16 protein-coding genes are annotated in these 17158 nt (G+C 43.7%); 1 reads left to right on the top strand and 15 read right to left on the bottom strand.

The features are described 5' to 3' along the window. Window positions 1-3: 3 nt before the first annotated feature. The 14 genes from tssH to J4N42_RS07460 all read right to left on the bottom strand — a co-directional run bounded on the left by tssH (window position 4) and on the right by J4N42_RS07460 (window position 15797). Window positions 4-2619 carry a type VI secretion system ATPase TssH gene (tssH, locus tag J4N42_RS07525; RefSeq protein ID WP_252027223.1) on the bottom strand — a complete coding sequence of 872 codons (2616 nt, stop codon included), beginning with the start codon at window positions 2617-2619 and terminating at the stop codon, window positions 4-6. An 85-nt stretch (window positions 2620-2704) separates the two neighbouring features. After that, window positions 2705-3634 (bottom strand): type VI secretion system baseplate subunit TssG, encoded by a 930-nt coding sequence (locus tag J4N42_RS07520; RefSeq protein ID WP_252027222.1) that lies wholly within the window; start codon window positions 3632-3634, stop codon window positions 2705-2707. 91 nt (window positions 3635-3725) lie between these two features. Continuing rightward, window positions 3726-5477 (bottom strand): type VI secretion system baseplate subunit TssF, encoded by a 1752-nt coding sequence (tssF, locus tag J4N42_RS07515; RefSeq protein WP_252027221.1) that lies wholly within the window; start codon window positions 5475-5477, stop codon window positions 3726-3728. Then, entirely contained in the window at window positions 5470-5889 is a 420-nt protein-coding gene (gene tssE / locus J4N42_RS07510; protein WP_252027220.1) for a type VI secretion system baseplate subunit TssE, read from the bottom strand. Before tssE ends, tssF begins: the two co-directional genes overlap by 8 nt. Continuing rightward, on the bottom strand, window positions 5889-7283 hold the full coding sequence (locus tag J4N42_RS07505; protein WP_252027219.1) for a type VI secretion system contractile sheath domain-containing protein: 1395 nt from the start codon (window positions 7281-7283) through the stop codon (window positions 5889-5891). Before J4N42_RS07505 ends, tssE begins: the two co-directional genes overlap by 1 nt. A gap of 35 nt (window positions 7284-7318) precedes the next feature. Then, window positions 7319-8797: a type VI secretion system contractile sheath large subunit gene (tssC, locus tag J4N42_RS07500; RefSeq protein ID WP_252027218.1), complete on the bottom strand. Its 1479-nt coding sequence runs from the start codon at window positions 8795-8797 to the stop codon at window positions 7319-7321. Continuing rightward, window positions 8797-9300: a type VI secretion system contractile sheath small subunit gene (gene tssB, locus J4N42_RS07495; RefSeq protein ID WP_252027217.1), complete on the bottom strand. Its 504-nt coding sequence runs from the start codon at window positions 9298-9300 to the stop codon at window positions 8797-8799. The genes tssC and tssB overlap by 1 nt, the downstream gene beginning before the upstream one ends. Before the next feature lie 20 nt (window positions 9301-9320). Then, on the bottom strand, window positions 9321-9842 hold the full coding sequence (locus J4N42_RS07490; protein ID WP_252027216.1) for a type VI secretion system tube protein Hcp: 522 nt from the start codon (window positions 9840-9842) through the stop codon (window positions 9321-9323). 32 nt (window positions 9843-9874) lie between these two features. Next, on the bottom strand, window positions 9875-11281 hold the full coding sequence (locus J4N42_RS07485; protein WP_252027215.1) for a type VI secretion system protein TssA: 1407 nt from the start codon (window positions 11279-11281) through the stop codon (window positions 9875-9877). Window positions 11282-11498: 217 nt separating this feature from the next. Next, a complete protein-coding gene (locus J4N42_RS07480) occupies window positions 11499-11798 on the bottom strand; it encodes a PAAR domain-containing protein (protein WP_252027214.1) in 300 nt (99 codons plus the stop codon). Between the two features lie 2 nt (window positions 11799-11800). Further along, window positions 11801-12373 (bottom strand): DUF6931 family protein, encoded by a 573-nt coding sequence (locus tag J4N42_RS07475; RefSeq protein WP_252027213.1) that lies wholly within the window; start codon window positions 12371-12373, stop codon window positions 11801-11803. Further along, window positions 12373-14355: a type VI secretion system Vgr family protein gene (locus tag J4N42_RS07470; protein ID WP_252027212.1), complete on the bottom strand. Its 1983-nt coding sequence runs from the start codon at window positions 14353-14355 to the stop codon at window positions 12373-12375. Before J4N42_RS07470 ends, J4N42_RS07475 begins: the two co-directional genes overlap by 1 nt. A gap of 211 nt (window positions 14356-14566) precedes the next feature. Next, window positions 14567-14770 carry a CPXCG motif-containing cysteine-rich protein gene (locus tag J4N42_RS07465; RefSeq protein ID WP_252027211.1) on the bottom strand — a complete coding sequence of 68 codons (204 nt, stop codon included), beginning with the start codon at window positions 14768-14770 and terminating at the stop codon, window positions 14567-14569. Window positions 14771-14930: 160 nt separating this feature from the next. Further along, complete coding sequence (locus J4N42_RS07460) at window positions 14931-15797, bottom strand: fructosamine kinase family protein (protein WP_252027210.1); 867 nt, start codon at window positions 15795-15797, stop codon at window positions 14931-14933. Between the two features lie 408 nt (window positions 15798-16205). On the opposite strand from J4N42_RS07460, the gene J4N42_RS07455 reads away from it, so the two are divergent. Next, window positions 16206-16550, top strand: a complete 345-nt coding sequence (locus J4N42_RS07455) for a DUF3802 family protein (RefSeq protein WP_252027209.1) — start codon at window positions 16206-16208, stop codon at window positions 16548-16550. Between the two features lie 22 nt (window positions 16551-16572). On the opposite strand, the gene J4N42_RS07450 is transcribed toward J4N42_RS07455, so the two are convergent. Next, entirely contained in the window at window positions 16573-17079 is a 507-nt protein-coding gene (locus J4N42_RS07450; RefSeq protein ID WP_252027208.1) for an NlpC/P60 family protein, read from the bottom strand. Window positions 17080-17158 lie beyond the last annotated feature (79 nt).

The following is a 17158-nucleotide window of genomic DNA, read 5'->3' as shown; positions in this document are numbered from 1 at the left end:
TACCTATTCAATTTCTAAAGCAAAGCCAAGTGCAGAATCTTCTGCTGTTACGCGTACTTGTGTGATTGGCTCTTGTCGGCTTAATCGACCAATACACTCTTCGGCAAGTTTTGGCATCAGTGAGCGATTAATGATTTGCTCTACAGCACGGCCGCCAGTGGTTGGGTCGGTGTTTCTGCCCACGACAAATTGAACGAAGCCCTCATCCCACGTAAAGGTTGCTTGATATTGTTCGGCAAGTTTTTTCTTAATTCTGTTGAGAGAAATCTCTGTGATTTTAGACAGCTCTTCATCATTAAGTGGGTAGTAAGGAACTATAGTTGTACGGCCTAAGAAAGCGGGCTTGAAGTAATGCTGTAAGTCTGGACGAATAGCTTCGAGAAGTTCTTCGTTCTCCATACGCTCATCCGAGTCGGCACAGGCATCACAGATAGCTTGGTCGGCGGCGTTTGACGTCATGATGATGATGGTATTTTTGAAATCGACAGTTCTGCCTTCACTGTCTTTGATATGCCCTTTATCAAAGATTTGGTAGAACAAGTCATGCACACCAGGGTGCGCTTTTTCCATCTCATCTAGTAGAAGTACTGAGTATGGATTGCGTCTAATGGCTTCAGTAAGCACACCACCTTCACCAAAACCAACATAACCAGCAGGAGAGCCCAATAACATCGAGATCTTATGTTCCTCTTTGAACTCAGTCATGTTGATGATAGTAAGGTCATTGCTTCCTCCGTAAAGCTGCTCAGCAAGCGCCATTGCTGTCTCAGTTTTACCAACACCACTTGGACCACACATTAAGAAGACACCGATAGGCTTACGGCTGTCGGTCAAACCCGCGCGCGAGATTCGAATTGCTTTCGCGAGCTCTTGCTTGGCAACATTCTGTCCAATGACTCGTTTATCCAACTCTTCCTCAAGGGTGAGTAGCTTCGCGATTTCGTCGCTCATCATGTTTCCAACTGGAATGCCTGTCCAGTTAGCGATGATTTGAGCAATGGTATTGTCGTCTACCATTGCATGTACCAGTGGGTCCTCGCCTTGCAGAGCAGAAAGCTTATTTCTTAGATCAGTAAGCTGTGTTTGTTTCGCTTCTTCAACCGCATCTTGCTCTTGTTGCTGAGTGATTTCTTCTTGGACGACCTTAATTTGATCGACCAACTCAACTTCTTGTTCCCATTGAGTCTGGTACTGCTCGAGTCGGAGTTTATTTGCTTTAATTTCCTCTGTGAGCTCTTCAATCTCTTCTGCGCTATTAGAGAAAAGTGCCTCTTCTTTTTCTAACGCCACTTTTTCATTCTCTTGATAGCGGATCTTTTGCTCTAACGTCTCTATTACTTCTGGTTTCGCACCTTGAGTCAGGGCGATACGCGCACTGGCTGTATCGAGAAGGCTGATGGCTTTATCAGGTAGCTGTCGGCTTGGCAGATAGCGAATAGAGAGGTTAACGGCTGCTTCGATAGCAGATTCGGCAATGAAAGCGCCATGATGATTTTGAAGAGAAGCAGCAATACCACGCAACATCTGCATCGCATCTTCTGCGTTTGGTTCTTCAATTGTGACGACTTGGAAGCGGCGTGTTAGTGCAGGATCTTTTTCGAAGTATTTTTTGTACTCAGCCCACGTAGTCGCTGCAATGGTTTTGAACTCACCACGCGCTAGTGCAGGTTTAAGTAGGTTAGCCGCGTCATTTTGACCAGCTGCGCCGCCCGCACCGATGAGAGTGTGTGCCTCATCAATGAATACAATGATAGGTTCTTCAGAGTTTTTCACTTCATTGATGACGTCTTTAAGGCGATTCTCGAATTCGCCTTTAACACTGGCACCGGCTTGCAGTAAGCCTAAATCCAAAGAGTGAATTTGCACGCCTTGCAACGCACCTGGGACTTCATTAGCAGCGATTCGAAGTGCTAAACCTTCAACCACTGCGGTTTTACCAACGCCCGGTTCACCGACCATGATAGGGTTGTTTTGACGCTTACGGCACAAGATATCGATAGCCTTGCGTACTTCTGCATTACGACCGGAAATAGGGTCTATCTTTCCGTCTAATGCCTGCTGAGTAAGATTGATCGTGTACTTGCTTAGAGCATCATTACCCGATGGTGTGGTATCAACAGATCCGCCAGCTTGAGAGGAAGAAGATTTGGCGCGAGCGATTGGCGTCTTCGAGATTAAACCTTGCAGTGATTCCAAAGATACCGGCTTTAAGCTATCAAGCTGTAACGTATTAACGCCCATGACGTTTTGTTGAATAAGAGCTTGAACAAGGTGCAAGCTGACAATTTCGCCGTGCCCATAGTTTACCGAAGCGATCATCCAAGCATCTTTAACTAGCTCTGTGAGAGAGTGGCTGAGTGTTGGTTGACCTTCACTTCCTTTTGGTAGACGCGATATCTTGGTCGTTAGCTCGTTTACGACCGTGTCTTGCGTTATCTTCTGCGAGTCGAACAGAGCTTGCAGCTTTGCATCACTTTGAGAGATGAGCTGTAGCAGCCAATGCTCAACTTCAATCGCAGGCACACCTTGGTTCATGGCTGCACCGGCAGAGACTTCTAAGGCTTGTTTTAGCTCGGGAGCGAGCTTACCAACGAGGTTGGTGAGGGTTACTTGAGTCATACTAAATTTCCTTGTATCTCAGTAAGCAGAACAGCGTAGCTAATACTGGTTGTATCGAACGGTTTTAAGCATTCTTTTGTTGATGTTAGTTGATCAGGATTCTAACGATTTCATTTGGTTTTCTTTCTGGAGAAAGACAATCTACTTCACCAAGCCTTGCTGCCTGTTTCGAGTCTGATGACAGTACAGGTTGGTTTAGGTAAGTTCGTTTCACACTTAGATAAATCGAGATAGGGGTGTTATCTCGAATAAAATGTTCGGCAAGCTGGAGTACCTCCCGACCGAGTTGTTCATCTTGCTGGGCTTGCGTGAACTGAGTACGGCTGCTTGGTACGATGTAAATCGAAATATGATTGAATTGAGCCTCACAGTGTTTGCCAAGCAAAAAACCTTGCCCAATACGGCAGTTGTACTTTTCGTTGTTCCCAAGGCGAGTTAGCGAATCGGTCGGTAACTGACGTTTTTCACTTGGATTACACTCAACATCAATCCGGTAAGGAAAATAGTCGTTCAGCATCTGTTTTAATGTGCCGATATGGCGTGTTTTGTGGCCAAGCAACATGGAGTATTGAAAGTATCGACCATGGCTACTTTTTAACGCCGATAGCTGGTTCAATAAGCGAGTTTTTTCTGGGGAAAGTTCATTTTCTAGCAGTAACCAACGTTGGCTGTCGGCTTTATTCACCAACTCGAAATGACGTTGATTAAACACATCTAGGAAATCTTTCAGCGCATGATCTTCTTTGTGAAGGGCGATGAGTAACTCTTCATAAATGTAGTTTGGAATCACTCCTTTGACGCCAGAAAGAGCTTGTTTCGCTAGGCGGATCTTGGCTTTACTGTTTTTAAACGAAAAGTACTGAATCTCATTGGGTGCACCGGTAGGCATTACCTCTGCTTTAAGCTCAACTTTTACATGACGAGGGTTCGCTTTCACTAGCGAGTTCAACAAACGCATCGCCTGAACGAAATCGTATTTCTCTGGCTGAGAAGACATATCATGAATGAAGCTCATTAATGACTCTCCTCTAATTGGACGCTAGGGCATTGGTGTACAAACTTATCTAGATTTACAAGCTCATCTAGGTTTATAAACACTTCAAGATTTAAAGACATAGCTGACTCCCGTGAACCTTCGGGTACTGCTTGGCGATGCCATCGCGCCCGTATACTCGAACACTTAAGCGAACATAGCGGTCAAAGCTACAAAATTGTTGGAAGAAACGATTCAATACGTCACTAAACACGTGGTAAGCGCCTTTCGCATCAAGCGTAATTTCTATCTCGGTACCTGGGGAAAATACGTTTTTACCCATAATTCGAATCGCAGAGACTTGAGAACGAAAGTTGACAGAACGAATCATCTGAATTTCCGATGACGATACTTGGCTTCGGCTGCACAGTGCCAACATTTGCTTTAGTTCATTTTCTGGTTCTGGAGATTGTAATAGGGACGAAAAGTTACAGTTTAATAGCCCGACAAACTGCCAGTGCATGTGTTGATCTCTTTCACGCTCAATAGGAGCAGAGGGCGGATAGATAGCCGAAAAAGCCGCAGGTAAGTCTATGCTTTCAATACATTCAAATTCACCTTCGGCTGCACAGGCTTGTTTACCATTGGTACACAGTAACCGAGTTCCATATAACTTGTTAAAATCGATGTTATTGGGATCAGACAAGCTAACGGAGAGTTGCAGTGTATCGCCATGGTCACGTTTGCATTGCCAATAATCAGTTGAAGAGCCTTGACCGTACTTGTCTCTGAACAAGGGTGTTAGTTTTTTTTCACCTTGTGATGTAATTTCATAGACTTCTTTAACTTCAACGACATTGATGGTCGAATCACTGTGGGCGTCAGCATTGATTGGAGCGCTCAGTTTACGATTGTCATAGTTAATGGGTTCGCCAGTCTGTTCAAACAAGTTAACAGCGGGCACTACATTAAGTTTGAATACTCCTTTATCGAACAGTCGAATGAACTCAGATGGCAATGAATCCATAAACAAATTGACGATAATTTCAGACTCGGAAAACTGTTTAGCAAAGTCTCCAAATCGTTTTAAGCGGAAGAACTGCCGTTTTTCTTTGAAGAAGAAGTATTCGTTAAGTAATTGATACCCTGAAAACTGATTACCGTGTTGGGGTAAAAACTTGAACTCCAAATCACTGATTCGATTTTTAAGGTTGTTGCTCTCAATAGCTCTATGACTCTCACACGTTGAATCGGATAGAGATATCGCTGAAACATTACTCAAAAGTAGCTCGACCAATGAATCAGCACTGTTTTCAAAACCCTGAACAAAAAAGTCGAAGTCACCAATGTCTAGCTGACTAAAAAACACTTCAGGATCACCCGTCGACAAAGAGATTTGAATCACCGCAGAAGTGCGTGCCGCATTCTGCGGTCTATTGAAGCTAAAAGGAGCGCTTAGAGCCTGAATATCAACAATGCTAAATGGTGATACTTCTATTTTATCAACCGTTGTGAAAATACATTCTTCACCTTTGGCTAAACCGACAAACTGACTCCCTTTTGGTAAGGAAACTGCTTCAGTAATAGGTTCGTTGTCATTGAGGTGAAGGTAGGCCACGCTTGGGACGGTTTGTACGTACGATGGGTACAACACATCTAAAAGCCCTTCAACCACTTCAGGTAGTTGATCGGAAAGCTGTTTCTCTAGATTTGCGTTGAGCAGAGCCACACCATCGAGCAAGCGTGCCATGCTTGGGTCTTCAACTTTTCCTTGGTGAATGTTCAGGCTTTCCGCGTGAGTAGGATAGTCTGAGCCGAATTGCCCAAGTGAGCGGCGTACAAATGCTAGCTCTTGTTCAAAATAACGTAATAGGGGATCAGTCATAACTATCCTCATCCAATGAAGTGCTTAAATCATTGAGTGCAATCTTCGAATCGAATACGAGCTCTTGGTCCCCATATTCTGTTTTTGTTTTCGCGATGATATTGAATGAAAGGGCGTTTTCGCCTTCTTTTCGCTCGATTAACTCGACCGATACATTACTCAAGCGCGGCTCAAAGTTTTGAATCCAAGATTCGATGCGTCTGGCTAGTTGAGTTTGGTCGAGGCTAGCGCTCAATAACTGAATATCTTCGATCCCAAACCTAAAGTTGGAGCGATTTACTTCGCCTAAACGGTTGTCGATCTCGACCAAAGATGCTTCTGCTTCAAACAGCTTGGTCAGATGATATTTAATGTCGTCTATGTGATTGTCTTTAACCGTGTTCGGAGACAAAAAAGTATTCCAAAAGCTCATTACGCCACCTCATCAACTTCGGTTGTAAGCACCACTTCGCCGCTAAAATGATCGTATTGATATTGTGGAACGATACGTAACGTACAAGAGTAACTTCCCGGCTGGTGTGTTGACTCATGCACGCTGACCTTGGCGAAGCTCAGCGGGTAACGAGCGAGAGTTTCTTCGTTCGCAAATGACACGTTACTAGAGAATTTTTCTATCCATTGGGTCAGAAACAACTCACATTCAGCCGCTGTGCTGAAACTACCAATCATTTCTCGGACTTGGACCTTTAAATAGTGGGCAATACGGCAAGACATCAAACTTGTTTGAATTTGAGTGAGTACTTTCTCATTGTCCCCTGAACCGTGCTGCCAGGCAGAATTATTGCCGTTAAAGTAGTACTTGTTGGTTAAAGGACTTCGAGTTAATGGGATAAACCCACTTTGAGCATAAAATGTAGAAATTTGTCCAAACAAAGCCACATCGACAATAGGTTCAGAGTAACTAGGGGTAGTGCGGTGCGTGGGTGGTGTATTCACTAATGCACCTTGGTACTTATCATTCCAACGTGACTTCAAGAAACCGAACCAGTTAACTCTATGGTGTTCACGCATGATTGTAGATACAAAAGGGAAAACAGCATTTCCCCATAGCCCTTGACCTTCCTCGTTATACACAAATCCTGACTTTCTATTTGAATAGGGCGCTCTGAGCTGAACTTGAGGCATGACCAAACCAAGGAACCGAGAGCTTGCCTTATCCCGCAGATCACGCCATGCCTGATAATCTGGGCCAGCAAGTATTTTTTCAATACGTCCGATATCTGAAAGCCAATCTGCACCGGAGTTAGCAAAGAAGTTTATCGCTGGAGAGAGTAGCATTGGGCATAACGTAGCTTCACCCAGCTTGGAAAGCAGCTCTAGAGTGAACAGATCGTCGTACTCAGAGTCGAAATCAATATCCATGCTTATCGAGTGAGTAAACGCGATACAGCCAAAAGGTTGGCCACCGAGAGTATTGAGTTCTCGGTTACCAATTTTGTTAAACAGGTCGCTCGATTTAGTGCTGTAAGCTTGGTTTAGGTCTGTCGAAAGCTCTGCCCAAGACATGTCCAACATTTTGAGCTTAGTGCGGTTGTAGTTTATTGGTAGCGCAGACAAGTTTTTAAGGCTACGCCAATTTCTTTCGAGTAATTGAAAATCTTGGTGGTGTAGTACTTCATCAAGTTGACTTGAAAGCTGTTTATCTAGAGCCGCAATCAATTGTGCGATACTCGTGATCAATCGTTGCTTATTTTTAAGCGCGCTCGAGTCCAATTCAGAAAATAAAGATAACGCTTCTTTCAAAAAGGCGTTGTCTTTACTGTCTAGTTGGTTGAATGCGGTTTGCCAATCTGTATTTAACTTCATACAAATTAAAGGCCGGATTGCTCCGGCCAATCTCATTAACCTGGGATCTTAGCAACCATTCGAACAGACGTAGTCAGTTCTTCCAGTTGTAGCCAAGGTCTTAGGTGTGCAACAGCAGAGTAAGAACCAGGGCGACCTGGTTGTTCTACTACTTCAATACGAGACTCACATAGAGGAGTTTTCGCACGTTGCTCATTGCCAATCGCGCCAGCATTGGTGTATTGGTCGATCCAAAGTTGTAGTTCTCTTTGGATATCTGGAGCTTCAAGGTTTGAACCTAACTTGTCACGGCCCATAACTTTCAAGTAGTGCGCAATACGGCTACTTGCCATGATGTATGGCAGACGAGCAGAAATGGCAGCATTTGCTGTAGCGTCTGGGTCTGTGTATGTTTTCGGTTTTTGCGTCGTTTGACCGCCGATAAATACACCGTAGTTAGAGTTTTTGTAGTGAACTAGAGGTAGGAAACCAAGATCGCTTAGCTCTTTTTCACGCTCGTCGGTTAGGTTAACTTCAGTTGGACACTGTTGAAGTAAATCACCTGCTTCAGACTTGTATGTTAGGTTAGGTAGATTCTCAACCTTACCACCATTGTCTAAACCTCGAATGGATGTACACCAACCAGAAGCGGTATAGGCTTGAGTCATTTTCAGGCCTAGATCGTAAGCTGCGTTTGACCATACTAATTGATCATTGCTGGTCGGCTTAGGATTACCATCCATATCAGTACCAAGTTCTTCGTAGTCGAAGACTTCCGTACCCAAACCTTTTGCACCGTATGGTAGGCGAGCTAGTGTTCTTGGTAGAGTCAGTGTGACATAGCGTGCATCGTCACTTTCACGGAAAGAGTTCCATGCAGCGTAAGCTGGAGAATCAAAGCCTGCCGCTACTGGTTTACCTTCATCAAAGGTCGTGAAGTCATTGAACTCGAACATTTCAGCATTTGCAGCTGCCACAAATGGCGCGTGACAAGCGGCAGCAACTTCACCCATGTAACGAAGTAGGGCAACGTCTTCATCTTTAGCACTAAACTCGTAGTCACCAATGAAAGTACCGTATGGTTCACCACCTGCAGTACCGTATTCACCTTGGTATACCGCGTTGAATAATGGGCTGCGATCGATTGCTGGAGCATCTTCAAATTGTTCTAGCAACTCATCTTGCGTGAAGTCGACCATTTTAATCTTAAGGTCACGGCCAAGCTCACTTTCTTTAACCAACTTTTGAATACCACGCCAAGAACCTTCCAATTTTTGGAAGTCTTTTTGCTGCATGACTTCAGAGAGCTGACTAGAAAGTTTTTTGTCGATCTCTGAAATGGCATTTTCAATTGTTTTAGTTAAGTTTTTGTCCCAAGTCACCGTTCCTGACAAAGCTTGCTCAGCTAATACGGAAAACAACTCTTTTGTAGTGTCAGCAGGGGTTTGAGTTGTTGCTTCAATGGCACGGTCAAGGAAACTCAGTGCACCCTCTGCTGCTTCGGGTTGCGCTTGATTTTCGGTTTCTGCACTCATTACTCAGCTCCTTCGTTCTTAATCCCAAGCTCATCAGACAAAGCGTTAATGGTATCTGCACTTTGTAGGACTTCTTTGAGTAGTTTTTCTAGGTCACGAGAACGGTCTGCTTTTGATAGAAGCACTTTTAGCTGATTGCGTGTTTCAACTAATTTTTTAAGTGGTTCTACTTGATCGATGATGGCTTCAGGCTCGAAGTCCTTCATCGAATCGAATTTTAGACTAGCTTCAAATTGGCTGTCGTCGTCAGCGAGAACATTGTCAACCTTGAGCGATAGCTCAGGGCCAACACGCTTCATTACCGTGTCGAAGTTATCTTTGTCTACGTTGTAAAACGTGCGATCTTCAATATCTTCTTTGTCTTGTTTATGACCGGAGTAGTCACCAATCACACCCACAACAAATGGGAGTTCCTTAGTTTCTACTGCGCCATTTGTTTCGACGTCGTAGGTAATGCTTACGCGGTTTTTACTTACGCGTTTATGTTGGGAATTCAGTGCCACAGTACTTCTCCTTAATTACATTAAGACGCTGTTGAAGTCACTTTCGCTGTTGTAGCGTCAAATCCGACTTCTGGGCCTTTCTCGATCTTGCCGTTTTGACCTTCGATGTAGTAGGCCTTAGAGATCTGAGTGTATGTCAGGCTAAATGACTCGCTTGGAAGGCTACCGTCAGTTGCGCCCATGTTGTAACTCGCCATACGAGCTTCTTTAAGAGTAAGGATTAGGTATGGATCTGCACCAGAACCTTCGCGGTTTGGTTTAGTCATAACAATCTCAATTGTTTTACCTTCTGCACCAGGTGCATAAAGGAAAGTCGTCAAGTAAGGTGACGCACCATCACAGCTGCGGTTTACGTTGATTTCACCTAATGCAACCATACCTTGGTCTGCGTTGTTCGCGTTACCAACGTCGATACCTACACCACGTACAGCACTCCAAGAGACATTACCAATTGCAAAAAAACCGTCCTTACCACCAATTTTTTCAACAGTTGCTGCGCCTTTAGGGGTAGTACCGTCAATTCTCATGTAAATAGAAGCCATTCTTTTCTCCTTTGCTAGCTAGCATTAATTCCTTACCATTCGAAATCTGTCAGGTTTCCTGAGTCTTGACTTGATGGTTCAGAGTTTTGGTTAACTGTGTTTTGCATAGTTTCAGTACTCTCGCTCGATGGATTCGAACGAGATTCAACATCTTGGTGCTTTACTTCTTCTGTTGAATTCATTGTAGGAACAGCAGGGGCTGTATAGGTACCGAGCTCTGCTGTTTCTAAGTTGTCCATACCCGTTAGTAGGTTGATGTGATTTAACGCCGATGAATCATTGCCGACCATTTCTTGTAAAAGTTCAGGTAGGCTGAGTTGTCCCCAACGGATGGCGCGCTCGAGTAAAAATGCGATAGGGCTGTGCGGTTCATTCTTTTTGAAGAATTCAGCAACTTTGCGAATTTCGTGAAATGCTTGCTCGCGACTTGCTATTGGCCCTGTAGCGATAGGTGTATTGGTTGTGACCGCATTAACTGAGGAGGTGACAGCTGGTGTTGGAGAACCTGCTGGTGTGCTAGTTGATTGCGGTTGACTAGCATTGCTTGTTTCCGCAGTAGGTGCAGGGCCTTGTGGTTGCACCGATTCAACAGGCTGCTCTGCTTCAGGCTCATCGCCTTTAGGTTGATAGTTTGAATCTAACGGCCAAATAGCGAACTTGTCGCCAACCAAGAATTGAATTGCGTTGATTAGGTCAGCAATGTTCTGCTTTATAAACCTGAAGCTAATTGCAGAAACGCCGATTTCATTACATTTTGTGGAAATGGTCGCTTCTGCCTCTACCAAGTTCACGTAACAGTCGGAAAGTGCCATCAACGTATGCTGAGTATCGGAAGAAAATAAACCTAGCGCTTTCTCCTTTAAGCTTGCGATTTCACCTTGTCGCTCAGCTCTTAGGTAATCAGCAAATGTAATGTCATCCACTAGGCCAAGCATTTGCAACGGAATATACAAGGAGGTGGACTCATTTGACTCACCTACCAGTTGGAGCAAAGGCTTAATCTTAAATTCGGCTTGTTCTTTTTGTTGACCCGCTTCGTCAGATGACTTGAGCTTTTCCGCTGGCATTTTAGGGTTCAGATCATCCCACCAAGTGTCTGCATAGGACTTAATTAGGCTGATAGAACTGGAAAGGTTTTCGTAAGGCTGATTTGTGAACAGTTGGCTGGTGATGTACCAACCTAGTATCTCCAAATCTTTGGTCTTTGTTTTTAGTGCGTCTTCAGTGATTTCACGCAAAGATTGCCAGTTGGCTTCATTGCTATCAACAATAGCTTGATCAGATGAGGCATCAGGTGTTTCTACTAACTGACGGAAAGAGGATTGAGATGCATTGTATGCATTTCGAATGCCTCTGTAGGCACTTCGATCTAATTTTAAATATACGCCACAAGGCTCGGATTCCGAAATTGGCGTCAGCAAACTGTCCGTGTCTACCATATGATTCCTGATGATTAACTTAATCGATAATGTGGTGGTTAAAATCTACGCATCATTATGATTATCAATAGGTTTAAAGGTTTATTAACATTTGTTAATTCTAGGACTTTTTTATGAAATGTCTTCGAGAAAATAATTATTTACCAAAAACTTTGAACTTCATCTAAAAAACTGGACTGATGTCACGCTAAATGTGAAAGGTAAATGAAAATATTTACTAACCCCCGATCATAACTGTGGGCATTCCTAGCACAATACTCCCACCGTGAGAGGTGGTATCTCCCATCCTAACTGCCGGTTTACTATTGATTAAAACGGTAGCACTTCCCTTAATAATGGAGTCGGGGGGGCCTACGCAAACGCACATATCTCCCATTGTTGCGGCCGGCATATTGCCAATGAGAACAGTTGGTGCTCCAGGGCCTGTTATCGGCCCACCTACGTGTGGTACGGGAGGAACAGCTGGAGTTTGCATGGGACACACGTGCATGTCGGTTAATCTAGCTGCTAATGTCATAGTTAATCCTCTTTTCCGTTACCGCCACGAGCAATATCTAGCCCAGTCGAGATGGCATATTCAATATATCCTTGGTAGTTGTCCCATTCGGGTAGTGCGGCTGAATGGTTAACTGCGCCAGCAACGGCCTTGGAATACAGGAACGGGTCGGGCAGTACTGCTGGAAGCTCCGGCGATACAATGCTTCCTGAGCCATTCCAAAAGACGGCTTGAGCAAGCCATGAAGGTCCACAGTTGAGCTCTAAGCGATTTGAGTATAGTTCACATTTTCGGCGTAGCTCTTCAGATGGCCCTTTGACCCAGTTTTTTGCGGAGTTTAAGCACTGTAACTGTACGGGTGACCAATCATTTTGACGGGTTTGGAGGCATAGTGCCCCCCACCAAATGGCTTCTCTGACGGGCAGAGCATGAGCTAAGAACTGAACTAGGTCTGAATATAGGGCATTATCATTAAGAACTTGAATTGTCTGTTCAACGGATGCTTCCTCCTCAATAAGGGCAGCCGCATCATCCGAAATTTTAAATCGAGGTAGTATTTGAGCACTACTATTGTACGGAATCTTTTTAAACGTCATTAGTTAACCTTTACAATTGCACCTTTTACTTCGCCCATAACACCGCCATCAAACGTCGCCTTTAACCCTGACTTAAACTCTGCGCTCAATTGCCCCTGTGCGCTAAGCGTAGTTTGGGCCTCGATTGCAACGCTCATCCCCTTAATGCTATTTGAGCTTGTTGCTTCAACAGCCGTAGTGGCGCCACTTATCTTATTGGAAGAGGTCGCTTTACTTTCGACGCTAGTGCCTTGCAACGATAGAGAGTTGGATGCTTTAACTTCGATACTGCTAGCTTCTATGCTTATAGAAGATGAGGAAATACTGATTTTGCTTGATCCTACTGTGAGCTCTATCGAGTCGTCGGCTTCGATGGAAATAGATTTTGCCTTTTGGCTGAGTGCCTTAGTGACTGAGAGGCTGTAATTATCTTCAGTGGATACCGTCACCTGCTTAGTGACGGTTTGGCTGGCTTCACCCTTAATCGTTTCGGTGACGTTATTTTCAACTTCTTGGGTAAGATCTTTTGCTGCGTGCACGTAAAACAACTCGTTGTCTTTCTTGTCATCGAAATACCATTCATTGCTTTGCCCAGAAAGTTTAGTTTTAAAACCAGATTTAGTGCTATTGGCTTCTGGGTACGGGAGGGCGTTCTTACTGTTGTATACACTACCAGTGATTACAGGCTGATCAGGATCGCCATCAATAAAAGCCACAAGGACTTCTTGCCCGGCTCTAGGTACAAATTGACTACCATAACCGCTGCCAGCGAGCATCTGTGCAACTCGAACGTAACAACTTGTTTTGTCGCCAGAGGTTTCAGTGTCCCAGTGGAACTGTATTCTTACTCTGCCTTGTTCGTCTTGGTTTATATCACCAGCCGTTGAGCCTGCGACCAGTGCGCTTTGTAAGCCATTAACCACGGGTTTGTTTAGCACTGGAGGATAATGGGGTGTCGCTTGTGGAATCAGCTCTATCTCTATCGTGCACTCACCTTCGCTGTTATAAGCAGCGGTCATTCCAATGACGGAATAATCACCCAATTGGTTCTTATCTAGGTGATTCGCGAGAGAAAACCAGGATCCTAGCTCAAACTCGTCAGAATGACTTGTTGCGATGACACTTTGGTAATTCTGTTCTATTTGTTCAATACGGCGCTTAACCAAGTTACTTGCGAGGTCAGTGCGATCTCGACTTATTCCTAACGGAGGGTAGTGTGTTTGCGTAAGTTTAGTATTGTTCGAAATGGTATGACTGGATTTCTTCACCTTGCTGGAAATAAGTTTGCTTTGTGAGTAATCGTAACTAGTCAATTCTACACTTGCACCATGAAACTCAGAGCGAGGCATCCATGAGTGAATAAGTGGATTACTTCCCGAAGGAACTTCGACCATATCAAACTTAGAAGTACTTGCTTTAGAAAAGGGTGTCTGAGCATCTTGAAGAATCATTTTATGATCAGAAGAAGAATGCTCGAAATAGTAGTGGACCCCTTCTTCTGACAGTAAACGAGTAACAAAGTCAAAATCTGACTCATTGTATTGAAGACAGTACTCACGTTTAGTAGAAGGCAAATTACTAGCGGTAAATGAACCACTGAAACCCGCATTGGTGAAAATATCGCTAACGATGTCTTTGGTCGATTGGTTTTGGTAAACACGAAAACCATGGGTATGAGTCAAGAGCCAGAACCAAGGTCTTAGCACAACCTTATAGCTAGAAAACTGTAGGTTGGCGTCTAAGCCTAAATGCTGTATCTGAGTGATGACACCATTGTATGAACGGGAAAGTGAAAGGCTCCCTGATTCGTTATTATAACGACTCACAGTAAGCTTTTGGCCTAACTGGGCTTCTAAATCAAAGGATTTCGAGACCAAAATGAGCTCGATAACAAAAGGTTCGGAAAGACGCTGTGAAACAGAAAATTCAGTAACACTGTGTTCTTGATTACTTGAGTCGACAGCAGAAATCGAACTTGCTGAAGGTGAAAACTGATCAGCCATATACATCCCTGTGAAGTTGAGGCGCAAATGAAGTCAACAAGTTTTATAAGTACGCCTTAATTAATGTTAATGATTAATTAAAAGAAATCGCACATCAAGTAAGAAAGTGATTTTATTTCAAATGTTTTGGTGTGGTGTGATTTGTTCTGCGTTATGAAAATAAAAGTGGAGCTAATAAAAAAGCGCCCATAAAGGGCGCTTTTTGAAAATTTTAGAAGACTTGTTCATCGTCGGCATCGACAAAGAGTTCGATACTATTATGCCTTTCATCGACCGTCATATTGAGGTGAATAGCGTGGCAACATGCTGGGCAATCATCATAAAACTCTTGGCTTCCATTCGACGCATCCAGCGTAATACCGATTGAATGACCACAGTGAGGGCATTTTACCTTTCGTTCCGTGTAGTTTCTCATGCCTATCTCCTTACTTCATGTTTGAGATACTTCAATAGTAAGCCGCCAAGTTAGTTATGGTTGTGAATTAAGTACAAAGTTTGATTTGCCCCAGAAAAAACAAACAGACGCATAAGTTAGGCGTCTGTTTTGAGGTTTGTGTATTTTTGTTGTGAATTAATTAATAGCTTAGTATTTTCTCAACCATTGATTCAGCTTCAGCAAGGTAGTGGCCACCAAATTGATTGTAGTGGTTCAGTACGTGATAAAGGTTGTAAATGTCCTTGCGCTCAGCATAACCAAAGTCTAACGGTAAAACGCTTTCGTACCCCTGATAGAACTCAGGTTGGAAGCCCTCGAATAACTCCGTCATTGCAATATCACATTCACGGTCACCCCAATAACACGCAGGGTCGTAGCATATGGGACCAAATGCGGATTTAGCGACATTACCATGCCAAAGGTCGCCGTGGAGAAGCGAAGGGCGGGGGGTGTGACTGGCGAGCCGACTTTCAACTAACTGGACAAATTCGCCAATATTGACGAGTTCGATGCCTTTTTCTCGTAGCAATTGCAATTGCCAGCCAATACGTTGCTCAGAGAAAAATCGGTGCCACTTGCGATCCCATTTGTTTGGCTGAAGTGTATTTCCAATGTAGTTGTCTTGATCGTAACCGAACTCTTTTTGCTCACCCCATAAATGCAACTTGGCCAACTGAGCACCGAATTTGAAGCTGAGCTTATTGTCATCCAGCGGTTTGGTCGCAAGGTAATTGAGCACGATAAACGAGTGGTCTTTGCTGGTGCCAGTTAGAATTAGCTCGGGAACGAATACGGTGGAGGTGTCGCGAAGGGTTTGAATGTTCTCCGCTTCGACTTGGAATTGTGGCAAAAAATCCCTCGTGTTGGTTTTTACAAAATAACGCTGTTCTCCATCACTGATCATGTAGCACTCACTAATTTCTCCTCCGTGAACTTTTGAACGTTCGTTAATGTTGAAATCAAACATTAGAGTTTCAGATAGCTGTTGGGATAGAGCTTGCCACATAAGTATTCTCCGCCAAGTAAATGCTTATTTGCCATAAGTTTAGGACAAGACAAAGAGGAAATCTGATTCGTTTTTCAAAGATTCATTTAATTCACACGTATTCATATAACATATTAGGCAAAGTGTGATATTCCTCTATAGCCAAATCATAAATGATTTACCTTAGCTTCGATATGTACAGCTCCTATTTCTCAAATAGCAAACACTTAGTAAGCTCATGAAACTTTACGCTTATTGGTGATGAGTTAGAGTGTGACTTGAACCATAAAAAGCGTTAGTTGGTTCAGGTTATGAGTAAAAAAAAGCCAACTGAGAGCGGGTATATTGTTAAAGTCTGCCTATATGTCTTAGTATTAGTGAAGGAATACTTATCGCTAGCCAGTTAAGCAGTAACGCGGAGAATTTAGTGTGGTTGTAGAAACCGATGGATACTTAGCTCTAATCGAGCACCTAGCATTCAATTTAGATGTATTTACGTCCGATACCAGTGATACGGGCGCGGAAAGTGTCGAAGATGTGGTTACTGATATGGTAGCGAGCAATATCATGGCGATTTTCGAACAGAATCCAGAGCTGCATTCAAGCGTGCGTTTTCAACTACTTAAAGAAGCCGACTCGGTAGTAGAAGACTTATCTGAAGTGCTTGCTGGCGTTTGGACCAAGCCAGCCACCAATGAACAAATTACCTTTCTGGATGAATACATCGCGTTGGTAAAAAACCTTTTCGATATTGCCGTAGCGACGTACGACTAATCAAACACACCTTTCGATTTTCTTAAATCTTTTCAGGCGAGTTAGCTACTCGCCTAAACTGCCAAAATTTTGAAGCCCAGTACGGGTTATCAATCCTAGATATGATTACGCCTTTGGATGTGGAAGCATGCATGAACTGCTTGCTACCTAAATACACGCCAACATGCCTAGTCGTGCGTGACGTTTTGAAGAAAACTAAGTCACCAATTTCAGCTTGATCGTAGTTCACGTATGTTCCGACTTGGCTTTGCTTTAGGGTTGTCCTAGGTAGTTTTTGCTGTGTAGCTGAACTATAGGCTATTTGAACAAACGCAGAGCAGTCGATGCCTGCTAAGCTGCTACCACCAAGTTGGTAAGGTGCTCCTTCCCATTGGTCAAAAACGGTAAGAAAGGATTCGACTAACTTGCGTTGCTGAAGAGATGTCGGTTGGCCTTCCACCACAGATTTTGAGCCAGTTACCACAGTGCTTGGCGCAGTAGAACACCCTGCTATCAGTAAACCCAACACCAATACGGCTATCTTATCCATATGTAACCCAAGTGAAATATCAATGAAATGAATCTGTCATTGAAGCGCAATAGCATCAAGCAAACAATTGCTTCAATTG

This window comes from Vibrio sp. SCSIO 43135, from assembly GCF_023716665.1.
Taxonomy (GTDB): domain Bacteria; phylum Pseudomonadota; class Gammaproteobacteria; order Enterobacterales; family Vibrionaceae; genus Vibrio; species Vibrio paucivorans.
This window is presented reverse-complemented; position numbering and strand designations above follow the sequence as displayed.

Bases quoted from the DNA above. Each gene is read 5' to 3' on its own strand.
- J4N42_RS07480 (WP_252027214.1), bottom strand. From the start codon at position 11,798: ATGACATTAGCAGCTAGATTAACCGACATGCACGTGTGTCCCATGCAA.
- J4N42_RS07465 (WP_252027211.1), bottom strand. From the start codon at position 14,770: ATGAGAAACTACACGGAACGAAAGGTAAAATGCCCTCACTGTGGTCAT.
- tssF (WP_252027221.1), bottom strand. From the start codon at position 5,477: ATGACTGATCCCCTATTACGTTATTTTGAACAAGAGCTAGCATTTGTA.
- J4N42_RS07490 (WP_252027216.1), bottom strand. From the start codon at position 9,842: ATGGCTTCTATTTACATGAGAATTGACGGTACTACCCCTAAAGGCGCA.
- J4N42_RS07485 (WP_252027215.1), bottom strand. From the start codon at position 11,281: ATGGTAGACACGGACAGTTTGCTGACGCCAATTTCGGAATCCGAGCCT.
- tssE (WP_252027220.1), bottom strand. From the start codon at position 5,889: ATGAGCTTTTGGAATACTTTTTTGTCTCCGAACACGGTTAAAGACAAT.
- J4N42_RS07460 (WP_252027210.1), bottom strand. From the start codon at position 15,797: ATGTGGCAAGCTCTATCCCAACAGCTATCTGAAACTCTAATGTTTGAT.
- tssH (WP_252027223.1), bottom strand. From the start codon at position 2,619: ATGACTCAAGTAACCCTCACCAACCTCGTTGGTAAGCTCGCTCCCGAG.
- J4N42_RS07520 (WP_252027222.1), bottom strand. From the start codon at position 3,634: ATGAGCTTCATTCATGATATGTCTTCTCAGCCAGAGAAATACGATTTC.
- J4N42_RS07470 (WP_252027212.1), bottom strand. From the start codon at position 14,355: ATGGCTGATCAGTTTTCACCTTCAGCAAGTTCGATTTCTGCTGTCGAC.
- J4N42_RS07450 (WP_252027208.1), bottom strand. From the start codon at position 17,079: ATGGATAAGATAGCCGTATTGGTGTTGGGTTTACTGATAGCAGGGTGT.
- J4N42_RS07505 (WP_252027219.1), bottom strand. From the start codon at position 7,283: ATGAAGTTAAATACAGATTGGCAAACCGCATTCAACCAACTAGACAGT.
- tssC (WP_252027218.1), bottom strand. From the start codon at position 8,797: ATGAGTGCAGAAACCGAAAATCAAGCGCAACCCGAAGCAGCAGAGGGT.
- J4N42_RS07475 (WP_252027213.1), bottom strand. From the start codon at position 12,373: ATGACGTTTAAAAAGATTCCGTACAATAGTAGTGCTCAAATACTACCT.